Annotated in this window: 17 protein-coding genes; 6 read left to right on the top strand and 11 right to left on the bottom strand. The window is 71.7% G+C overall.

Annotated features, from left to right (window positions below):
- Nucleotide 1 precedes the first annotated feature (1 nt).
- The 6 genes from ASG30_RS16025 to ASG30_RS22885 all read right to left on the bottom strand — a co-directional run bounded on the left by ASG30_RS16025 (nucleotide 2) and on the right by ASG30_RS22885 (nucleotide 8,089).
- Complete coding sequence (locus ASG30_RS16025; RefSeq protein ID WP_082522143.1) at nucleotides 2–2,419, bottom strand: xanthine dehydrogenase family protein molybdopterin-binding subunit; 2,418 nt, start codon at nucleotides 2,417–2,419, stop codon at nucleotides 2–4.
- Nucleotides 2,416–3,471 carry an FAD binding domain-containing protein gene (locus tag ASG30_RS16020; protein ID WP_055898910.1) on the bottom strand — a complete coding sequence of 352 codons (1,056 nt, stop codon included), beginning with the start codon at nucleotides 3,469–3,471 and terminating at the stop codon, nucleotides 2,416–2,418. Before ASG30_RS16020 ends, ASG30_RS16025 begins: the two co-directional genes overlap by 4 nt.
- Nucleotides 3,468–4,046 carry a (2Fe-2S)-binding protein gene (locus ASG30_RS16015; RefSeq protein WP_055898907.1) on the bottom strand — a complete coding sequence of 193 codons (579 nt, stop codon included), beginning with the start codon at nucleotides 4,044–4,046 and terminating at the stop codon, nucleotides 3,468–3,470. The genes ASG30_RS16020 and ASG30_RS16015 overlap by 4 nt, the downstream gene beginning before the upstream one ends.
- Nucleotides 4,047–4,190: 144 nt before the next feature.
- Nucleotides 4,191–4,553: a hypothetical protein gene (locus tag ASG30_RS16010; RefSeq protein WP_156385580.1), complete on the bottom strand. Its 363-nt coding sequence runs from the start codon at nucleotides 4,551–4,553 to the stop codon at nucleotides 4,191–4,193.
- A gap of 6 nt (nucleotides 4,554–4,559) precedes the next feature.
- A complete protein-coding gene (ctaD, locus tag ASG30_RS16005) occupies nucleotides 4,560–7,088 on the bottom strand; it encodes a cytochrome c oxidase subunit I (protein WP_055898901.1) in 2,529 nt (842 codons plus the stop codon).
- The gene (locus tag ASG30_RS22885; RefSeq protein ID WP_235579823.1) at nucleotides 7,085–8,089 is read right to left on the bottom strand and encodes a cytochrome c oxidase subunit II; all 1,005 of its coding nucleotides are present in this window, start codon (nucleotides 8,087–8,089) and stop codon (nucleotides 7,085–7,087) included. Before ASG30_RS22885 ends, ctaD begins: the two co-directional genes overlap by 4 nt.
- A 169-nt stretch (nucleotides 8,090–8,258) precedes the next feature.
- Here ASG30_RS22885 and ASG30_RS15995 point away from each other — a divergent pair, with 169 nt between their 5' ends.
- On the top strand, nucleotides 8,259–8,645 hold the full coding sequence (locus ASG30_RS15995; protein WP_055898897.1) for a c-type cytochrome: 387 nt from the start codon (nucleotides 8,259–8,261) through the stop codon (nucleotides 8,643–8,645).
- Between the two features lie 7 nt (nucleotides 8,646–8,652).
- A complete protein-coding gene (locus ASG30_RS15990) occupies nucleotides 8,653–9,513 on the top strand; it encodes a c-type cytochrome (RefSeq protein ID WP_055898894.1) in 861 nt (286 codons plus the stop codon).
- Nucleotides 9,514–9,528: 15 nt separating this feature from the next.
- Here ASG30_RS15990 and ASG30_RS15985 read toward each other — a convergent pair whose 3' ends face one another.
- From ASG30_RS15985 to ASG30_RS15965, 5 genes are all read right to left on the bottom strand, one after another.
- Nucleotides 9,529–10,029 (bottom strand): hypothetical protein, encoded by a 501-nt coding sequence (locus tag ASG30_RS15985; RefSeq protein WP_055898891.1) that lies wholly within the window; start codon nucleotides 10,027–10,029, stop codon nucleotides 9,529–9,531.
- A gap of 92 nt (nucleotides 10,030–10,121) precedes the next feature.
- Nucleotides 10,122–11,288, bottom strand: coding sequence for a mandelate racemase/muconate lactonizing enzyme family protein (locus ASG30_RS15980; protein WP_055898889.1), 1,167 nt, complete (start codon nucleotides 11,286–11,288; stop codon nucleotides 10,122–10,124).
- A gap of 55 nt (nucleotides 11,289–11,343) precedes the next feature.
- Nucleotides 11,344–11,904 carry a DUF1439 domain-containing protein gene (locus ASG30_RS15975; protein WP_156385579.1) on the bottom strand — a complete coding sequence of 187 codons (561 nt, stop codon included), beginning with the start codon at nucleotides 11,902–11,904 and terminating at the stop codon, nucleotides 11,344–11,346.
- Nucleotides 11,905–11,942: 38 nt separating this feature from the next.
- The gene (locus ASG30_RS15970; protein WP_055898883.1) at nucleotides 11,943–12,323 is read right to left on the bottom strand and encodes a hypothetical protein; all 381 of its coding nucleotides are present in this window, start codon (nucleotides 12,321–12,323) and stop codon (nucleotides 11,943–11,945) included.
- An 86-nt stretch (nucleotides 12,324–12,409) separates the two neighbouring features.
- On the bottom strand, nucleotides 12,410–13,324 hold the full coding sequence (locus ASG30_RS15965; protein WP_055898880.1) for a LysR substrate-binding domain-containing protein: 915 nt from the start codon (nucleotides 13,322–13,324) through the stop codon (nucleotides 12,410–12,412).
- Nucleotides 13,325–13,385: 61 nt separating this feature from the next.
- Here ASG30_RS15965 and ASG30_RS22635 point away from each other — a divergent pair, with 61 nt between their 5' ends.
- From ASG30_RS22635 to ASG30_RS15945, 4 genes are all read left to right on the top strand, one after another.
- On the top strand, nucleotides 13,386–14,501 hold the full coding sequence (locus tag ASG30_RS22635; RefSeq protein ID WP_055898877.1) for a TIR domain-containing protein: 1,116 nt from the start codon (nucleotides 13,386–13,388) through the stop codon (nucleotides 14,499–14,501).
- A gap of 107 nt (nucleotides 14,502–14,608) precedes the next feature.
- A complete protein-coding gene (locus ASG30_RS15955; protein ID WP_055898874.1) occupies nucleotides 14,609–15,679 on the top strand; it encodes a tartrate dehydrogenase in 1,071 nt (356 codons plus the stop codon).
- A 49-nt stretch (nucleotides 15,680–15,728) separates the two neighbouring features.
- Nucleotides 15,729–16,700: a tripartite tricarboxylate transporter substrate binding protein gene (locus tag ASG30_RS15950; RefSeq protein WP_055898872.1), complete on the top strand. Its 972-nt coding sequence runs from the start codon at nucleotides 15,729–15,731 to the stop codon at nucleotides 16,698–16,700.
- Nucleotides 16,701–16,709: 9 nt separating this feature from the next.
- Nucleotides 16,710–17,195 carry a Mut7-C RNAse domain-containing protein gene (locus ASG30_RS15945; protein ID WP_055898869.1) on the top strand — a complete coding sequence of 162 codons (486 nt, stop codon included), beginning with the start codon at nucleotides 16,710–16,712 and terminating at the stop codon, nucleotides 17,193–17,195.
- Nucleotides 17,196–17,207 lie beyond the last annotated feature (12 nt).

Here is a 17,207-nt window from a genome sequence, read left to right as displayed (position 1 = left end):
ATCAGGTCTGCCGCGCCATCCGGCCATCGGCCGCCTCCTCGGTGCGCGGCGACCGCACGGGCGATCCGCGACCGGCCGCCGAACCCGCGCGCATCGACCGGAACACCGCAGCGTCCCCCGCCGCCCAGCCATCGCCGGGCGCCATCACCTTGTCGGGCGACATCGGCGTGGTGCGCAGGCGGCGGCCGGTCGCGTGGAAGATGGCGTTGGAGATCGCCGCGGCCACGCCGAGGATGCCGATCTCGCCCACGCCCTTGGCGCCGATGCGGCTGACGACGCGGTCGTCCTCCTGCACGAACAGCACGTCGATGTCGTGCACGTCCGCGTTCACCGGCACGTGATACTCGGCCAGGTTGTGGTTCATGAAGCGGCCCAGCCGGTGGTCGGTGTGCGTCTCCTCGTGCAGGGCCTGGCTGATGCCCCACACCACGCCGCCGACCACCTGGCTGCGCGCCGCCTTGGCATTGACGATGCGCCCGGCGGCCACGGCGCTCACCACGCGCGTCACGCGCACGCGACCGAAGTCCTCGTCCACCCGCACCTCGCAGAACACGGCCGAATGCGTGGCACGGGCGAACTTGTCCTTCGCCTTCTGGTCGGGCTTGAGCTCGAAGCGCGCCTGCACCGGCCCGCCGCCATTCCAGGCCAGCAGGTCCGTGAGGGCCACCGCGCCCTGCCCCGCCTCCGCCGCACCGCCGTCCGCTTGGCGCCAGCGCATCTGCTCTTCGGCGAAAGCGACCTCCGTGGACCGGTGACTGCTCCGGAAGGGTGAGCTTCGCATCGTCCGCGCCATGCTCCACAGCTTGCGCCGCAGCTCGTCGCACACCCCCGCGACGGCCGAGCCCAGCGTGGCCACGTGCGAGGAGCCGCCTTCCAGCGGCGCCTGCGGCAGGCTGGAATCACCCAGCCGGAAAGTCACCTGCTCCAGCGGCAACCCCATCGCCTCGGCCGCCACCATGCACAGCGCCGTGTACGTGCCGGTGCCGATGTCGCTGGCCGCGCTGGCCAGCTCCAGGCGGCCGTCGGGGTGCAGGGTGGCGCTGACCTGGGCCGAGTCCTGCATCGCCTCCCACATCCCCGTGGCCATGCCCCAGCCCACCAGCTCGTCGCCCTCGCGCAGGGCGCGCGGCTGCGGCGGCCGCCGCGACCAGCCGAAGCGCTCGGCGCCCTGCTCGTAGCACTCGCGCAGCGCCTTGCTGGAGAAGGGCTTGCCGGACGTGGGATCGCGCTCCGCGTAGTTCTTCAGGCGCAGCGCCAGCGGGTCCAGGCCCAGTTCGTGCGCCAGTTCGTCCATCGCCACCTCGAGCGCGAACAGGCCGTGCGTCGCGCCCGGTGCGCGCATGTCCAGCGGCGTGTAGCGGTCCAGGTCCACCAGCCGCTGGCGCAGCCGGATGTTGTCGCAGCGGTAGAGGCGGGCGGACCAGTCGACCACCGTCTCCTGGAAGTCCTCCAGCCGCGAGGTCTCCTCGATGGCCTCGTGCACGATGGCCCGCAGCGTGCCGTCGCGGTCGGCCGCCAGCTTCACCCGCTGCCACGCCTGCGGCCGGTGCCCGAAGGTGAACATCTGCTGGCGCGTCAGCACCACCCGCACCGGCCGGCGCAGGTGCAGCGCCGCCATCACCGCCAGGTAGAGCTGGTACTGCGGCCGCAGCCCGGAGCCGAATGCGCCGCCCACGTAGGGGTTGCGCACGACCACCTCGTGCGGCTCGAACCCGAACACCCGGCAGACCACGTCCCGGCTGTTGATCGGGCCCTGGGTCTTGTCGTGGATCACCACCTTGCCGTCGCGCTCGAAATGCACCGTGCTGGCATGCATCTCCAGGGGGTTGTGGTGCTCCACGCCCTGGTGGAACTGCACGTCCACCTGGATCGGAGCGGCGTCGAACGCGGCATCGGCATCGCCGATCGGGCCGGGCGGTCCGTCGCCGCCGGCCGGCTCGTGCGCATCGCCGAGGTTGGACAGCAGGTCCGTCTCGTACAGGCTCTCGCGGTACTCGGCGCGCACGAGCGACGACGCCCAGCGGGCGGCCTCGAAGCTCTCGGCCACCACCAGCGCGATCGGCTGGCCGTTGAAGAACACCTCGTCGCCCAGCAGCGGCTTGAAGGGCGAGCCGGAGGGCGAATCCTCGTCGCGGTAGCAGTCGTCCTGGCGCGGAAGGTCGGGTCGATGGCCGTGCCACAGGACGTCGACCACGCCCGGCACCGCCAGCGCGTCCTCGATGTCCAGGGCCAGCAGGCGCCCGCGCGCCACGGTGCTGTTCACCACCACGCCGAACAGCATGCCGGGCCTGGTGTGCTCGGCGGCGTAGCGCGCACGGCCCGTCACCTTGGCGCGGCCATCGATGCGGTCGACTTCGTCGCCGATCTTCACCGGCCCGGTGCCGGGCTCGGCGACCGGAAGCGCTTCACGCAAGATCATGGCCGTGACTCCCGGAAGGCGCCGGTGTTGATGGTCTCGCCCCGCACGGCCATCTCCAGCGCGCGCACCACGGCGCGCCGCGCCAGCGGGATCTTGAAGCCGTTGTCGCCGGGGCCGAAGCCCTGGGGACGCGCGCCTTCGATCAGCCGCCGCGCGGCCTGGTCGAACAGCTCGCGGCCCGGTGCCTCGCCGACGAGCATCTCCTCGGCTTCGCTCCGGCGCCATGGCTTGTGCGCCACGCTGCCCAGCACCAGCCGCGCTGCGCGGATGCGGCCGTCCTCGCCCAGGTCGAGGGCCGCGGCCACCGACACCAGGGCGAAGGCGAACGAGGAGCGCTCGCGGATCTTGAGGTAGGTCGAGTGCGCGGCGAACTGCGCGGCCGGCGGCAGGTCGATGTGCAGGATCAGTTCGTCGTCGCCCAGCGTGGTGTCCTGCTGCGGCCGGTCGCCGGGCAGCCGGTGGAAGTCCGCCAGCGCGATGTCGCGTTCGCCGCGCGGCGAGCGCACGTGGACCACCGCCTCCAGCGCCGCCAGCGCCACCGCCATGTCCGACGGATGGGTGGCGATGCAGTGCTCGCTCGCACCCAGGATGGCGTGCTGGCGTGCCAGCTGGCCGATGGCCGAACAGCCGCTGCCCGGCGCTCGCTTGTTGCATGGCACCTGCGAGTCGTGGAAGTACCAGCAGCGCGTGCGCTGCATCAGGTTGCCGCCGTTGCTGGCCATGTTGCGCACCTGCGGGGACGCGCCGGACAGGATGGCGGCGCTCAGCAGCGGGTACCGCTCGCGCACCAGCGAATGGTGGGCGGTGTAGGCGTTGCGCGCGAGCGCGCCCAGCCGAAGGCCGCCGTCGGGGCGCGCTTCGATCCCGGCCCAGGGCGACAGGCCGTTGATGTCGACCAGCCGGCGCGGCCGCAGCACGTTCTCCTTCATCAGGTCCAGCAGGTTGGTGCCGCCGGCGATGAAGCGCGCACTGGTGACGGTGAAGAGCGCGGGCTCGGCCAGGCCGAGCGCCTCGTCCAGGTCGCCGGCCCGCACGTAGCCGAAGTCGTTCATCTGGGGAGGCTTTCAGCGGTGACGCGGCCGACGGATCCGGCTTCGCGCTCGCCGGCATCGGATGCGGATTTCGGGGCCAGCGCGACTTCGCACACCGCCCGCAGGATCTGCGGGTAGGCGCCGCAGCGGCAGAGGTTGCCGCTCATCAGCTCGCGCACGTCGTCCTCGGTGCGGGCCTGGCCTTCCTGGATCAGGCCCACGGCCGAACACAGCTGGCCCGGCGTGCAGTAGCCGCACTGCAGCGCGTCGTGCCGCAGGAAGGCCTGCTGCAGCGGATGCAGTTCGTCGCCGTCGGCCAGCCCCTCGACCGTGGTGACCTCGCAGCCGTCGCGCATCACGGCCAGCGTGAGGCAGGACAGGATGCGCTCGCCGTCCACCAGCACCGTGCAGGCGCCGCACTGGCCGTGGTCGCAGCCCTTCTTGGTGCCGGTGAGCGAGAGGCGGTCGCGCAGCAGGTCCAGCAGCGTGACCCAGGGCGGGACTTCGAGCTCGTGGCGGCGTCCGTTGATGCGAAGCCGGACGGCGTGCAGCTGCGGGGGCGCGGCGCCGGCGGCGTCGGAAGGGAGTCTGGCCATGGGCACCTGATCGGATGGGGGTTGTTGCGGAAGGGTTTGCACCCGGCGCGAGCCATTCTGGAAGGCACCCCCGTGCCGGCGCTGTCGGACGCCGCCGCGTGGCGGTTGCAACGGCCGGTCGCCGTTCTCTGCCGTGGGGCGGGCTCAGCGCACCGGGCCCCAGCAGCCCGGCACCAGGAACACCGCCAGCGTCTCCCAGGCGATGGCGAGCAGTGCCAGCGCGTTGAGCGCCAGCGCGATGGCGCGCAGGAAGTCCCGGTTCTGCGCCGAGCCGCTGCGGGGGCGCGCGGCCAGGCTGGCCACCAGCACCGCGGCCGCGACCAGGCCCAGGGCGACGATCGCCCACGCCTCCCACGCCAGGCCCAGCCATTGCGGGCCAGGCCCGGGCCGCGCGCAGGCAACGCCGGTGAAGCCGTAGATCGCGAGGAAGTGCGCGCCCCACACCATCGGGCCGGCGAACAGCAGCAGGAGGTCGTGGCTGGCGGCGGACAGGCGCATGGCGTTCACGGCTTCTCAGGTCGCCAGCCGCGGAAAGCCGTGCACCAGCGCCAGCCCGGCCAGGCCCTGGGCCACGGTGTAGTACCAGAACAGCAGGGTGTTGTCGAAGGTCTGGCGCCGCCGCGCCGACAGCATCCCGCACAGCGAGCGCGCCAGCGTGTACAGGCCCATGCAGGCCACCGTGGCCACGAAGAAGGCCTGCAGCGCGCCGACCATGTAGACGGCCGCGCCGTACGCGTTCTGCGTGGGCCGCAGCGCCGTGGCCAGGTGCGCGCGCAGCTCGACCACGATCGAGGCGCAGAGCAGCACCACCGCCACCGCCAGCACGAGCTGCAAGCCGCGTTGGCCGCCCGGGCCGGACCGCGCGAGCCGTCGGCTGCACCAGCCCACCGCCACGCCGCTGGCCGCCAGCAGCGCCGCCGACGCCAGCGGTCCAGCGGCGCCCGGCAGCGCGCCGGCATCGCGCGGCCACACGTCGGGCGACACCGTCCAGAGGAACAGGTAGGCGAACACCATCGACGCGAAGATCGAGCCCGACACCAGGATCAGCACCACCATGGCCCACCAGGAGTGCGAGGACGGCCCCGTCATCTGCACCGGCAGCATCAGGCCGCCGCCGATGTCCACCGGCGGATGGTCCGGGTCGGGATCGCTGGGCCAGAGCCACAGCAGCAGCATCACGATGGCCAGCACGCCGAACAGCAGCGCCGGCAGCACCAGCTTGACGGTGAGCAGCAGGAAGAAGCCCGCCGTGCCCAGCGCCGACAGCAGCGGCGCCCAGCCCGGGCCGGGCATCTGCAGCACGTACTGCGGCTCGGCGTCGATGGCGCTGGTGACGATGGTTTCGCGCCGGTGGGTGGGCGCATTGGGCAGGTACCAGCGGCCCTCCTCCACTTCGCGCGGCAGCTGCGGGCGCTCCCACAGCGGCTCGCGGCCGGCCACGCGCGGGATGCTGCGGCTGGCGTAGTTGCCCGTGGGCAGCCACTCCAGCGTGCCGGCGTTCCAGACGTTGCCGGCGTTGGTCTCGCTCATCCGGAAGTGCAGCGCCAGGTCGATCACCACCACCAGCACGCCGGCCGCGACCAGGTAGGCGCCGCCGGTGGACAGCAGGTTGAGCGCGCCCCACCCCGGATGGTCGTCATAGGTGTAGACGCGGCGCGGCATGCCCATCAGGCCGGTCAGGTGCATGGGGAAGAAGGTGACGTTGACGCCGACGAACATCAGCCAGAACGCCCACCTGCCCATGCGCTCGGACAGCGCGAGCCGGCTCACGTAGGGCGTCCAGTAGTACAGCGCCGCGAACAGCGGGAACACCATGCCGCCGATCAGCACGTAGTGCAGGTGGGCGACGATGAAGTAGGTGTCGTGCGCCTGCCAGTCGAACGGCACCACCGCCACCATCACGCCGGTCAGGCCGCCCAGCACGAAGACGAAGAAGAAGCCCAGCACGAACAGCATCGGCGTCTTCAGCGGCCGCATGCGCCGCGCCGCGGCCACCGTGGCGATCCAGGCGAACACCTGGATGCCGCTGGGCACGGCCACCGCCATGCTGGCCGCGGAGAAGAAGCTCACCGACAGCTGGGGGATGCCGGTGGTGAACATGTGGTGCACCCACAGGCCGAAGCTGAGGAACCCCGTGCCCACCAGCGCCAGCACCACCAGCCGGTAGCCCACCAGCGGCTTGCCGGTCATGGCGGGGATGATCATGGACACCATCCCCGCCGCCGGCAGGAAGATGATGTAGACCTCCGGGTGGCCGAAGAACCAGAACAGGTGCTGCCACAGCAGCGGATCGCCGCCCTTGGCCGCGACGAAGAACGGCCACTGGAAGCTGCGCTCCACTTCCAGCAGCAGCGTGGCCAGGATCACCGCCGGGAAGGCGAAGATGATCAGGCCGGCCACCACCAGCATGGACCAGGCGTAGATCGGCATGCGGGCCAGCGTCATGCCCGGCGCGCGGGTGCGCAGCACGCCCACCACGATCTCGATGGCGCCGGCGATGGCGGAGATCTCGATGAAGCCGATGCCCAGCAGCCACCAGTCGGCGTCGTCGCCGGGCGAGAACTGGTAGCTGGTCAGCGGCGGGTACATGAACCAGCCGCCGCGCGGCGCCATGTCCCAGAACAGGCTGCCGAAGAAGACCAGGCCGCCGACGGCGTAGGCCCAGTACGCGTACGCCGACAGGCGCGGGAACGGCAGGTCGCGCGCGCCCAGCATGTTGGGCAGCAGCAGCACGCCCACCGCCTCCACCATGGGCACCGCGAACAGGAACATCATCACGGTGCCATGCATCGTGAAGACCTGGTTGTAGGTGTCGGGCGCGAGCAGGTCGTTCCCGGGCACCGCGAGCTGGGTGCGCATCATCAGCGCCAGCACGCCGGCCAGCAGGAAGAACAGGAAGGCGGTGCCCACGTAGAGCACGCCGATGATGTTGTTGTTGACGTCGGTGAGGAAGCGCAGGCCCTTGGGCCGCTCCCACACGCGCTCGAGTTCCTCGAGTTCGCCCGGCGGGCGCGGGAGGGGATTCGGGCACTCCGTCGTCAACGCAGGCCTTCCAGGTACGCGGCCAGCGCGCGCAGGTCCTCGCCCGAGAACTGCCGGTAGGCCGGCATGCGGCTGCCGGGCTTGAGGTGCTGCGGGTCGGCGATCCAGGCGGCCAGCGGGCCGGGGCCGTTGGGCAGGGTGCCCGCGGCCAGGGTCAGGCGCGTGCCGACGTGCGTGAGGTCGGGCCCGAGCCGGCCCTCGGCGGACGTGCCGCGCACGGTGTGGCAGACCCCGCAGCGGGCCTGCTCGAACAGCGCGCGGCCCTGGCGCGCCAGCGGCTCGGCGGGCTCGGCGGCCGGACGGCGACTGGCTTCCCGCCAGGCCGCGTGCTCCGCCGGCGGCTGTGCCACCACGTGCAGCGCCATCTTGGCGTGCTGCTGGCCGCAGTACTCGGCGCACTGGCCGCGGAACACGCCCGGCTCGGCCGCGCGCAGCCGCAGGCGGTTGGTGCTGCCCGGCAGCATGTCCAGCTTGCCGGCCAGGCTGGGCACCCAGAAGCTGTGGACCACGTCGTTGGACACCAGCTCCAGGTCGACCGGCTCGCCGACTGGGATGCGCAGCTCGTTGGCGGTCTCCAGCAGCGTCGCGCCGTCGGGGCCCAGGTAGCGCACGCGCCACCACCACAGCTCGCCCGTCACCTGGATGCGGGTGGCGGCCGGCTGCGCGTTCGCCCGCTGCATGGCGGCGGCGACGCCGAAGGTGTAGACCAGCAGCGCGGTGAGCACCACCAGCGGGAAGACCACGCCGGCGCCGACCATCCAGCCGCGGCGCGCGAGGCTGGCGCGGACCGAGGCCGGGCCCGCCAGCGCCAGCACGCCCAGCGCCAGCACGGCGACGAAGATGAGGCCGCCGCCGACGAACAGCACCCAGGTGATCTCCAGGATGTGGCCCGCGTCTTCGCCATGCGCCCGCAGCGCCGACTGGTGCGGCGCGGCTGCCTGCGCCAGCGCATCGGCTGCGGCGATCGGCAGCGCGAGCGCGGGCACGGCACGCGTAGACAAGGCTGCGGGTGCGGCTCGCATGAATCTCGATGGATGTGCCCATGTTGAAGGACTTGCCCGCCGCCGTGGGCGCGGGGCCAACCCAACCGAACGGCTTTTTTCCTCGAATTTGTTACGGCCGGGCTGGCACGGCCCCACGCCCGCGCGGTGCCTCGCAGAATCGCGAGGCATGCACCGGCCGGACTCCTCCTCGCGACGACGCGGGCGCTGGCCGGCCCTGCTCCTGGCCGCCTTCGCATGCGCGTGCAGCGACGCGCCGCAGCCGCCCCATGTTCCCGGCGGCGATGCCTCCCGCGGCCGCGCGGCCATCGAGCGCTACGGCTGCGTCGCCTGCCACACCATCCCCGGCCTGCCGGCCCACGGCGCCAACGTCGGCCCGCCCCTGGTCAACCTGGCCGAGCGCGGCTACCTGGGCGGCGTGCTGCCCAACACGCCGCAGCAGCTGGTGCGCTGGCTGCAGGACCCACCCGCCGTGGCGCCGCGCACCGTGATGCCCAACCTGGGCGTGTCGGCCGCGGAGGCCGCCGACATCGCCGCCTACCTGTACTCGCACTGAACGCGCGATGACGATCCGGCTGCGCACCCTGGCCATCGCCCTCGGGCTGCTGATCGCGCTGGCGGCCGGCGTCTCGGCGCTGCTGGTCTGGCGCGGGACCTACGACATCTCGGCGACCAACCAGCACACCGACACGGTGTTCAAGGTGCTGGACTACTCGATGCGCCGCTCGGTGCAGTCGCGCATCGAGCAGGCGCCGGCGCCGCCCGACCTGGGCGAGGCGCGGCGGGTGCGCAGCGGCGCCGTGCACTACCGCGACCAGTGCCTCCAGTGCCACGGCGCGCCGGGCGTGGCGCCCGAGCCGCTCGCTTTCGGCCTGACGCCGGCGCCGGCCAACCTGCTGGCCGCCGGCCGCACCTGGGCGCCGGGCGAGATCTTCTGGGTGGTCAAGCACGGCATCAAGATGACCGGCATGCCGGCCTGGGTCTACCGGCTGGGCGACGACGAGGTGTGGGACGTGGTGGCCTTCGTGCGCGCGATGCCGGCGATGTCGCCGCGCGACTATGCGCAGTTCGCCGCGACGCTGCCCCCGCCCGCGGGCCCGCGGACTTCGGCGAGCACGGGCCTGCGCACCGGCGACGTGGAGGCCGGCCGGCGCGCCACCGAGCGCTACCTGTGCGTGACCTGCCACGTGATCCCCGGCTTCGTGAGCGCCCAGCACCACGTCGGCCCGCCGCTGGACGGCATGGGGAAGCGTTCCTTCATCGCCGGCGTGCTGCCCAACACGCCCGAGAACATGGTGCGCTGGCTGCTGCAGCCGCAGCAGGTCGATCCGCTCTCGGCGATGCCCGCGCTGGGCCTGGGCGAGCAGGACGCACGCGACATCGCGGCCTTCCTGGCCACGCTGGACAAGGTGCCGGCCAAGTAGCCGGCGAGCGGAAAGTCAGTCGCGCTCGCGCAGCAGCAGCGAGCCGATCGCGATGCCGGCGGCGATCGCTCCGAACACGCCCACCATGGAGGGCGTGGACAGCCGGTGCTCGTAGCCCGGGGTGAGCCGCTTGGGCACCACGGTGTAGTCGACCGCCGAGGCGGCGGCGCTGGTGGCGATGCCGCCCAGCACCGCGCCGGGCAGCGTGCCCGCCCAGCGGGTGCGCTGCGTGAACTTCGCATACAGCACCGCCCAGAAGATCGCGGCCGCGTGGTTGGTGAGCAAGCCCAGCGCCGTGTGCCGCCAGGTCGGCGCATCCTCGCGCAGCGCCTCGTCGCCCCACACCCAGTGGCTGACCGCGTTGATCGGCGCGAAGGCGCTGCCGGTCTCGCGTCGCCCGGCGCCCGCCAGCACGGCGGTGGACAGCAGGCTGGCCAGGCTGCCGGCGACCAGGCCTTCCTTCAGCGCCGGCACCCAGCCGGCATCGCTCGCGGTCGTGAAGACTTGCGGTTTCATCCCCGCGAGGCTAGCGGCGCGCCGCGTGGCCGTGTTGCCGCCGGAGGTGAAAGCTGTTGCTTGCCGAAGCCGCCGGCAGAGCTGCGGCGCGCTTACTCGGCCAGCGCGCGCATCTCGCGGATCAGGTCGGCCTTGCCTTCGAAGCCGATGCCGGGCAGCTCGGGCAGCACCACGTGGCTGTCGTCCACCTTCACGCCGTCGGGGAAGCCGCCGTAGGGCTGGAACAGGTCCGGGTACGACTCGTTGCCGCCCAGGCCCAGGCCGGCGGCGATGGCCAGCGACATCTGGTGCCCGCCGTGCGGGATGCAGCGGCTGGGCGACCAGCCGTGCTGGCGCAGCATGTCCAGCGTGCGCAGGTACTCGACCAGGCCGTAGCTGAGCGCGCAGTCGAACTGCAGCCAGTCGCGGTCGGGCCGCATGCCGCCGTGGCGGACCAGGTTGCGCGCGTCCTGCATGGAGAACAGGTTCTCACCCGTGGCCATGGGGTTGGCGTAGTAGTTGCGCAGCGTGGCCTGCAGCTCGTAGTCGAGCGGGTCGCCCGCCTCCTCGTACCAGAACAGGTCGTAGCGCGACAGGGCCTTGGCATAGGCGATGGCGGTGTCCAGGTCGAAGCGGCCGTTGGCGTCCACGCACAGGCGCTGGCCGTCCTTCAGGATGGACAGCACCGAGTCGATGCGGCGCAGGTCCTCGTCCAGCGGCGCGCCGCCGATCTTCATCTTCACCACCGAATAGCCGCGGTCGAGGTACTTGCGCATCTCGTCCTTGAGCTGGCTGTCGTCCTTGCCCGGGTAGTAGTAGCCGCCGGCGGCGTAGACGAAAACCTTGCGGTCGGGCTTGCCGTCGCCATAGCGCTCGGCCAGCAGCTGGAACAGCGGCTTGTCCTCGATCTTGGCCACCGCGTCCCAGACCGCCATGTCGATGGTGCCGATGGCCACGGAACGCTCGCCGTGGCCGCCGGGCTTCTCGTTCCTGAACATGCAGGCCCAGACCTTGTGCGCATCGAGGTTGGTGCCGGCGTCGTCGAGCAGCGACGACGGCTCGGCTTCCATCAGGCGCGGGATGAAGCGCTCGCGCATCAGCTGGCCCTGGCCGTAGCGGCCGTTGGAGTTGAAGCCGTAGCCCACCACGCGGCGGCCGTTGCGGACCACGTCGGTCACCACCGCCACCAGGCTCAGCGTCATCTTGCTGAAGTCGATGTAGGCGTTGCGGATCGGGGAGGAGATGGGAACGGTCTTTTCGCGGACTTCGAGGATCTTCATGGCAGCGGCCTTCCAGGAACGGACCCGGGATCATCGCGCAAGCCGCGCCTCAGATTCAGCGCGCGGACCTGGGCCCGAAGGACACCAGCAGGCCGTCTTCCTGGACCGTGAGGCCCTGCGGCTCGAAGCCCATGGTGTCGGCGACGGCCAGGTCGCGCGCGGTGAACCTGTACAGCACCACTTCGCGCAGCGCTTCGCGCGCCATCACGGGGACCATGGCCTGCAGGGCTTCGACAGCCTCCGGCGGCAGGCCGGGCCCGCGCAGGAACAGCACCTCGGGCTGGTGCGCGCGCACGCTGCGGTCGGCGGCCTCGTAGCTCAGGGCGAAGGCCACGTCCACCTCGGCGGGCGGCACGTCCTGCAGCCGCGCGCCGCTCACCTGGGCCTGCAGCCCGGCACCCAGCTTGTTGCGGGACGGCAGCATGTGCAGGCTGGGCGCGGTCACCTCGATCTCCAGCAGGCCACCCAGCCCGAATCGCAGCGGAAACCGCTGCGCCAGCGACTGGTGCAGCGTCGCCGCGGAAATCTTGTGGCGCGGCCGCGAAGCGTCGTCCTGGGCGAGCAGGCGCCCGGTCGGCCAGCAGGCGAGCGCGGCGATCAGCAACCGGCGGTCCATGGTGATCCCATTGTGGCCGGGGATCGGCCCGCCGTCAGTCAGCGGCTGCAGGCGGCGCGGGCCTTGGGGAAGAACAGGAGCACGATGAACAGCACCAGCAGGGCCAGCACCAGCAGCGTCACCAGCCCCGGCAGGCGCGGCGCGCCGGCACTGGAGAAGATCGGGTAGACGATGCGCCAGACCTGGAACAGCGCCGCCGCCAGGCCCAGCCACCACGCCCACGCGAACCGCATCCAGAGGAAGCAGCCGATGAAGACGGCCAGGAGGCCGATCAGCCAGGCGACCGGGTTGCCCAGGCTCAGGCGCATGGTCAGCGCCTGCGAGCCCGCACCCAGCTGCACCGGTCCGCCGACCAGCACCCACAGTCCGTAGCCGATCGCGAGCAGCGCCGCGATCCGGATGGCGGTCAGCCCGCTCATGCCCGCGGCTCCTTGTGTTCTGCCTGATGAGTCATGCGCGCGATTCTAGGGACGCCGCGGCCGGCCGACCTAGGGAAGTTCGCCGCTCAGTCCGCCGGGCCCGAGTCGCGGCGCAGCTGCGCCGCCAGGTGCTCCACGAAGGCCCTCACCCGCGCCGCGCCCTGCTGCTGCACCGGGTACACCGCATAGACGTCGGCCGGCGGCGTGTGCCAGTTGGCCAGCACCTCGCGCAGCCGCCCGCTCCTGAGGTAGCGCGCCACGTCCCATTCGGCCCGCATCACGATGCCGTGGCCGGCCAGCGCCCACTGCACGGCGATCTCGCCGTCGTTGCTGCTCAGGGGCCCCTGCACCTTCACGGTCTCGGTGCGCTTGCCCGACTGCAGGCGCCACACGCCGTAGGCATCGTCGCCCTGGCGGATGGCGATGGTGTCGTGCCGCGCCAGGTCGGCCGGCGACTTGGGCGTGCCGCGGCGGGCCAGGTAGCCGGGCGAGGCGCACAGCAGCCGCCGGTTGGGCGCCAGGAGGCGCGCGATGACGCGGGCGTCGGGCGGCTCGCCGAAGCGCACGCAGACGTCGAAGGCGTCCTGCGTCAGCGGCGGCGGGCTGGCCGACAGCTGCAGCTGCACCTGCACGCCGGGGTGCTCGCGCACGAAGCTGGAGATCAGCGGCGCGATGCGCAGGCGCCCGAAGCCCAGCGTGGCGTTCACGCGCAGCAGGCCGGCGGGCTGCTCGGTCGCGCCGCGCAGCCGGCCTTCGAGCGCCTCGATCTCCGCCAGGATGCGGCGCGCGTCGGCCAGGTACGTCTCGCCCTCGGCCGTGAGCGCCATGCGGCGCGTCGTGCGGCGCAGGAGGCGCACGCCCAGGTGCTGCTCCAGCAGCGCCAGCCGCTTGCTCACCGCGGGCGTGGTGACCTGCAGTTCGCGCGCGGCCGCCGACAGGCTGCCGCTGCGCACCAACAGGCTGAAGAACTGCATCTCGGCGGAAGCGGCGGGCGTGAACATGCCTGCATTCTGCTCAACGGGACCAGTTAAAGTGGCAGCCGTCGCAGCTTCCCACCTCCGCATGTCGAACGGCAACTCCCACTCGCGCAACCACGGCGCAGCCGATCCCGAGGCCGCGATCGAGCGGCTGGAGCGGCTGGCGCAGGAGGCGCGCCGCTTCGACCTCAGCGGCCTGCAGGACCGCTGGGACCCGCGCATCGAGGGCATGCAGAACCGCATCAACGGCGTGCTGGCCGAGGTCTTGGGCGGCGGCACGGCCGACTACAAGGACCACAAGGTCGGCGCGCTGGATGCGTCGATGGAGACCAGCTTCGGCGACCGCTACACCGACGAGGAGCTGCGCGACGGCATCAAGGCGGGCCTCGACAAGGCCATCTCCAGCATCAACTCGGCGATGAAGGTGCTGGCCAAGCGGATGGAGTCCGGTGCGAAGCCCGCGCCGGCGCCGAAGCATTCGAAGGCGGCACCGACGCCGGCGCCGACTCCCGCACCCACGCCTGCACCTACCCCCGCGCCAACGCCTGCGCCCGCCGCGACGCCTGCTCCGACGCCGGCGCCCCCTCCGGCCTCTACGCCCGCTCCGACTGCGGCGCCCACGCCTGCTCCGACTCCCGCTCCCACGCCGGCTCCGACCCCGGCGCCCACACCCGCCCCGACACCCGCTCCCACGCCCGCCCCCACGAAACCGCCCATGCCGACACCTGCCACCCCGTCCCCTTCCACGACCTCCGCCGCCACCGGCGGGCGCCGCGTCGCCATCGTCGGCGAGCCGGACGACGCGGGCACGCGCTCGGTCGCCGCCTTCGTCGAGCAGCTCGGCCTGGAGGCGGTGACGCTGGGCGCGCCGGCCGTGAGCGACGACAGCACCTTCCTGGACCGTTTCGAAGGCGTGCGCGGGGCCGACTACGCGATCGTGCTGGTCCCGGCCACCGACCTCGCCCCCGCGGCGGGTGGTGCCGGCCTGAAGCCGCAGACGCTGATGGAGATCGGCTTCCTGTTCGGCCTGCTGTCGCGGCGCAAGGTCTGCTTCCTGGCCGGCGGCAAGGCCGCGCTGGCGCCCGAGCTGGAAGGCCTGGTGCAGCTGCACGCCCGCGACGAGGCCCAGCTGTGGCACCTGCTGGTCGCGCGCGAGATGCGCAAGGCCGGGCTGGACGTCGACATGAACAAGGCCGTCTGAGCCGCTCCCCATTCTTCACCTGGGGGTGAAGGGTCGCTTGAGGACCGCGCCGATTCGGCGCCGCCCGCAGCCCCCATGATCGGTCGCTCACAACCCAAGGAGCGACGATGAAGACACACCGTATCGCCTGCATTCCCGGCGACGGCATCGGCAAGGAAGTGGTCCCCGCGGGCCAGCAGGTGCTGCAGGCCCTGGCCGCCTCGCAGGACGGCCTGCGTTTCGAATTCCAGAGCTTCGGCTGGGGCGGCGACTGGTACCGCGAGAAGGGCGAGATGATGCCGGCCGACGGGCTGGACGAGCTGCGCGGCTTCGACGCCATCCTGTTCGGCTCGGCCGGCGACCCGCAGATCCCCGACCACGTCACGCTGTGGGGCCTGCGGCTGAAGATCTGCCAGGGCTTCGACCAGTACGCCAATGTGCGGCCCACGCGAATCCTGCCGGGCATCGATGCGCCCCTCAAGCGCTGCACCCCCAAGGACCTGGACTGGGTGATCGTGCGCGAGAACTCCGAGGGCGAGTACGCCGGCGTCGGCGGCCGCGTCCACCAGGGCCATCCGATCGAGGCGGCGACTGACGTGTGCATGATGACCCGCGCCGGCGTCGAGCGGATCATGCGCTACGCCTTCCGGCTGGCCCAGTCGCGCCCGCGCAAGCTCCTGACCGTGGTGACCAAGTCCAACGCGCAGCGCCACGCGATGGTGATGTGGGACGAGATCGCGGTCGCGATCTCCAGGGAGTTCCCCGACGTGAAGTGGGACAAGGAACTGGTCGACGCCTGCACCGCACGCATGGTCAACCGGCCCGCGTCGCTCGACACGCTGGTGGCCACCAACCTGCACGCCGACATCCTGAGCGACCTGGCCGCCGCACTGGCCGGCAGCCTGGGCATCGCGCCCACCGGCAACATCGACCCCGAACGCCGCTACCCCAGCATGTTCGAGCCCATCCACGGCTCGGCCTTCGACATCATGGGCAAGGGCCTGGCCAACCCGGTGGGCACGTTCTGGAGCTGCGTGATGCTGCTGGAGCACCTGGGCGAGACCGCCGCGGCAAGGCGCCTGATGAAGGCCGTCGAGGCCGTCACCGCCGACCCCAAGCTGCACACCGGCGACCTCGGCGGCAAGGCCACCACGGCGCAGGTGACCGATGCGGTTTGTCACCGATTGAAGAACGCCTGAATTTCTGCGACAAGGGTTCATTGGTAAGCATGCCAACAAGGAGACAAGGATGAGAAAGATCGCGATCGCCCTCGGGCTCGCCCTGGCCGCGCCGCTGGCGCTGGCCCAGACCCCGTCCGCGGGCGCCCCGCAGGGCTGCCCCGACAAGAACGTGATGTACTGGCAGGCCTTTCCGCCCGGCGGCGAATCGGACCTGTCGGCGCGCCACCAGCAGGTGGTGCTCAAGAAGAAGTGCCCCGCCGTCGAGACCATCATCCAGTACAAGGCCGGCGCCGGCGGCGCGCTGATGTGGACGCAGATCAACCAGCTGCCCGGCGACGGCGCCAACGTGGTGGGCATCAACCTGCCGCACATCGTGTTCCAGCCGATCGAAGGCACGGTGCAGTACAAGACCCAGGACATCACGCCGGTGTTCTGGTTCCACTTCACGCCCGACATCCTGGTGGTGCCCGAGTCCAGCCCGATCAAGAACTTCCAGGACTTCCTGCGCAACGCCAAGTCCAACCCCGGCAAGCTCAACCTGGGCGGCTCGGGCCTGAACTCGGCCAACCACGCGGCGCACGAGCGCATGAACGCGGCCTTCGGCGTGAAGACCGTGTACGTGCCGTTCAAGGGCACGGGCGACATGGCGACTTCCGTGATCGGCTCCCAGGTCGACGGCGCCATGACGTACGTTCCGTTCGCCATCGCCAACAAGGGCCGCATCCGGCCGCTCGCCGTGGCGATGGAGAAGCGCCATCCGCTCATGCCGGACGTGCCCACCTTCAAGGAACTGGGCGTCGACTGGGTGGACGGTGCCTACCGCGGCATCGGTGTCCCGAAGTCCACGCCGCCGGAAGCGCGCAAGCGCATCAGCGACATGTGGATGGCGCTCAACAGCGACCCGGAGATGAAGGAGCTGGCCAGCAGGTCCGGCTTCGAGCTGGTCAACGTCGGCCTCGAGCAGATGGATGCGTTCATGGCGGACAAGACCAAGCTCTACACCGAGGGCGCCGGCCGCCTGCAGCTGGGCAAGAAGTAAGGGGCTTCCATGGCCGGCGCGGCGCCGCGCTTCGCCGCCGACGCCATGCTGGCGCGCCTGGCGCGCTGGCTGCGGGTCCTGGGCTGGGACACCACGTTCGAGCCCGGACTCGCCGATCCCGAGCTGGTGTTCCTGGCCAACGAGCAGCGCCGCATCCTGCTCACGCGCGACCGGCACCTGCTGCGCGAGCTCAAGCCGCATCGCGCGCACGAAGTGCGCAGCGATGCGCCGCTGGAGCAGCTGCGCGACCTCGTGCTCTCGCTCCGGCTGGAGCCGCCGGCCGAACTCTTCACCCGTTGCACGGTCTGCAACACCCTCCTGTCCGAGCCCCTTTCGCAGGAGCAGCGCGACGAGCTGCTGCCGCCCGACGTGCGCGCCCTGCCCGGCCCGGCCCGCCGCTGCCCGGGCTGTGGCCGCCTCTACTGGCAGGGCTCCCACGCCCGCCGCATGCGGGCCGCGCTGGAGCGAACCCTGTCCGGATGGCTGCCATCGTGAATTGCTTCGCGC

It is taken from the genome of Ramlibacter sp. Leaf400 (assembly GCF_001424545.1).
Taxonomy (GTDB): Bacteria; Pseudomonadota; Gammaproteobacteria; order Burkholderiales; family Burkholderiaceae_C; genus Ramlibacter.
The sequence above is the reverse complement of the archived record's forward strand: the minus strand, read 5'-3'. Positions and strand labels throughout refer to the sequence as shown.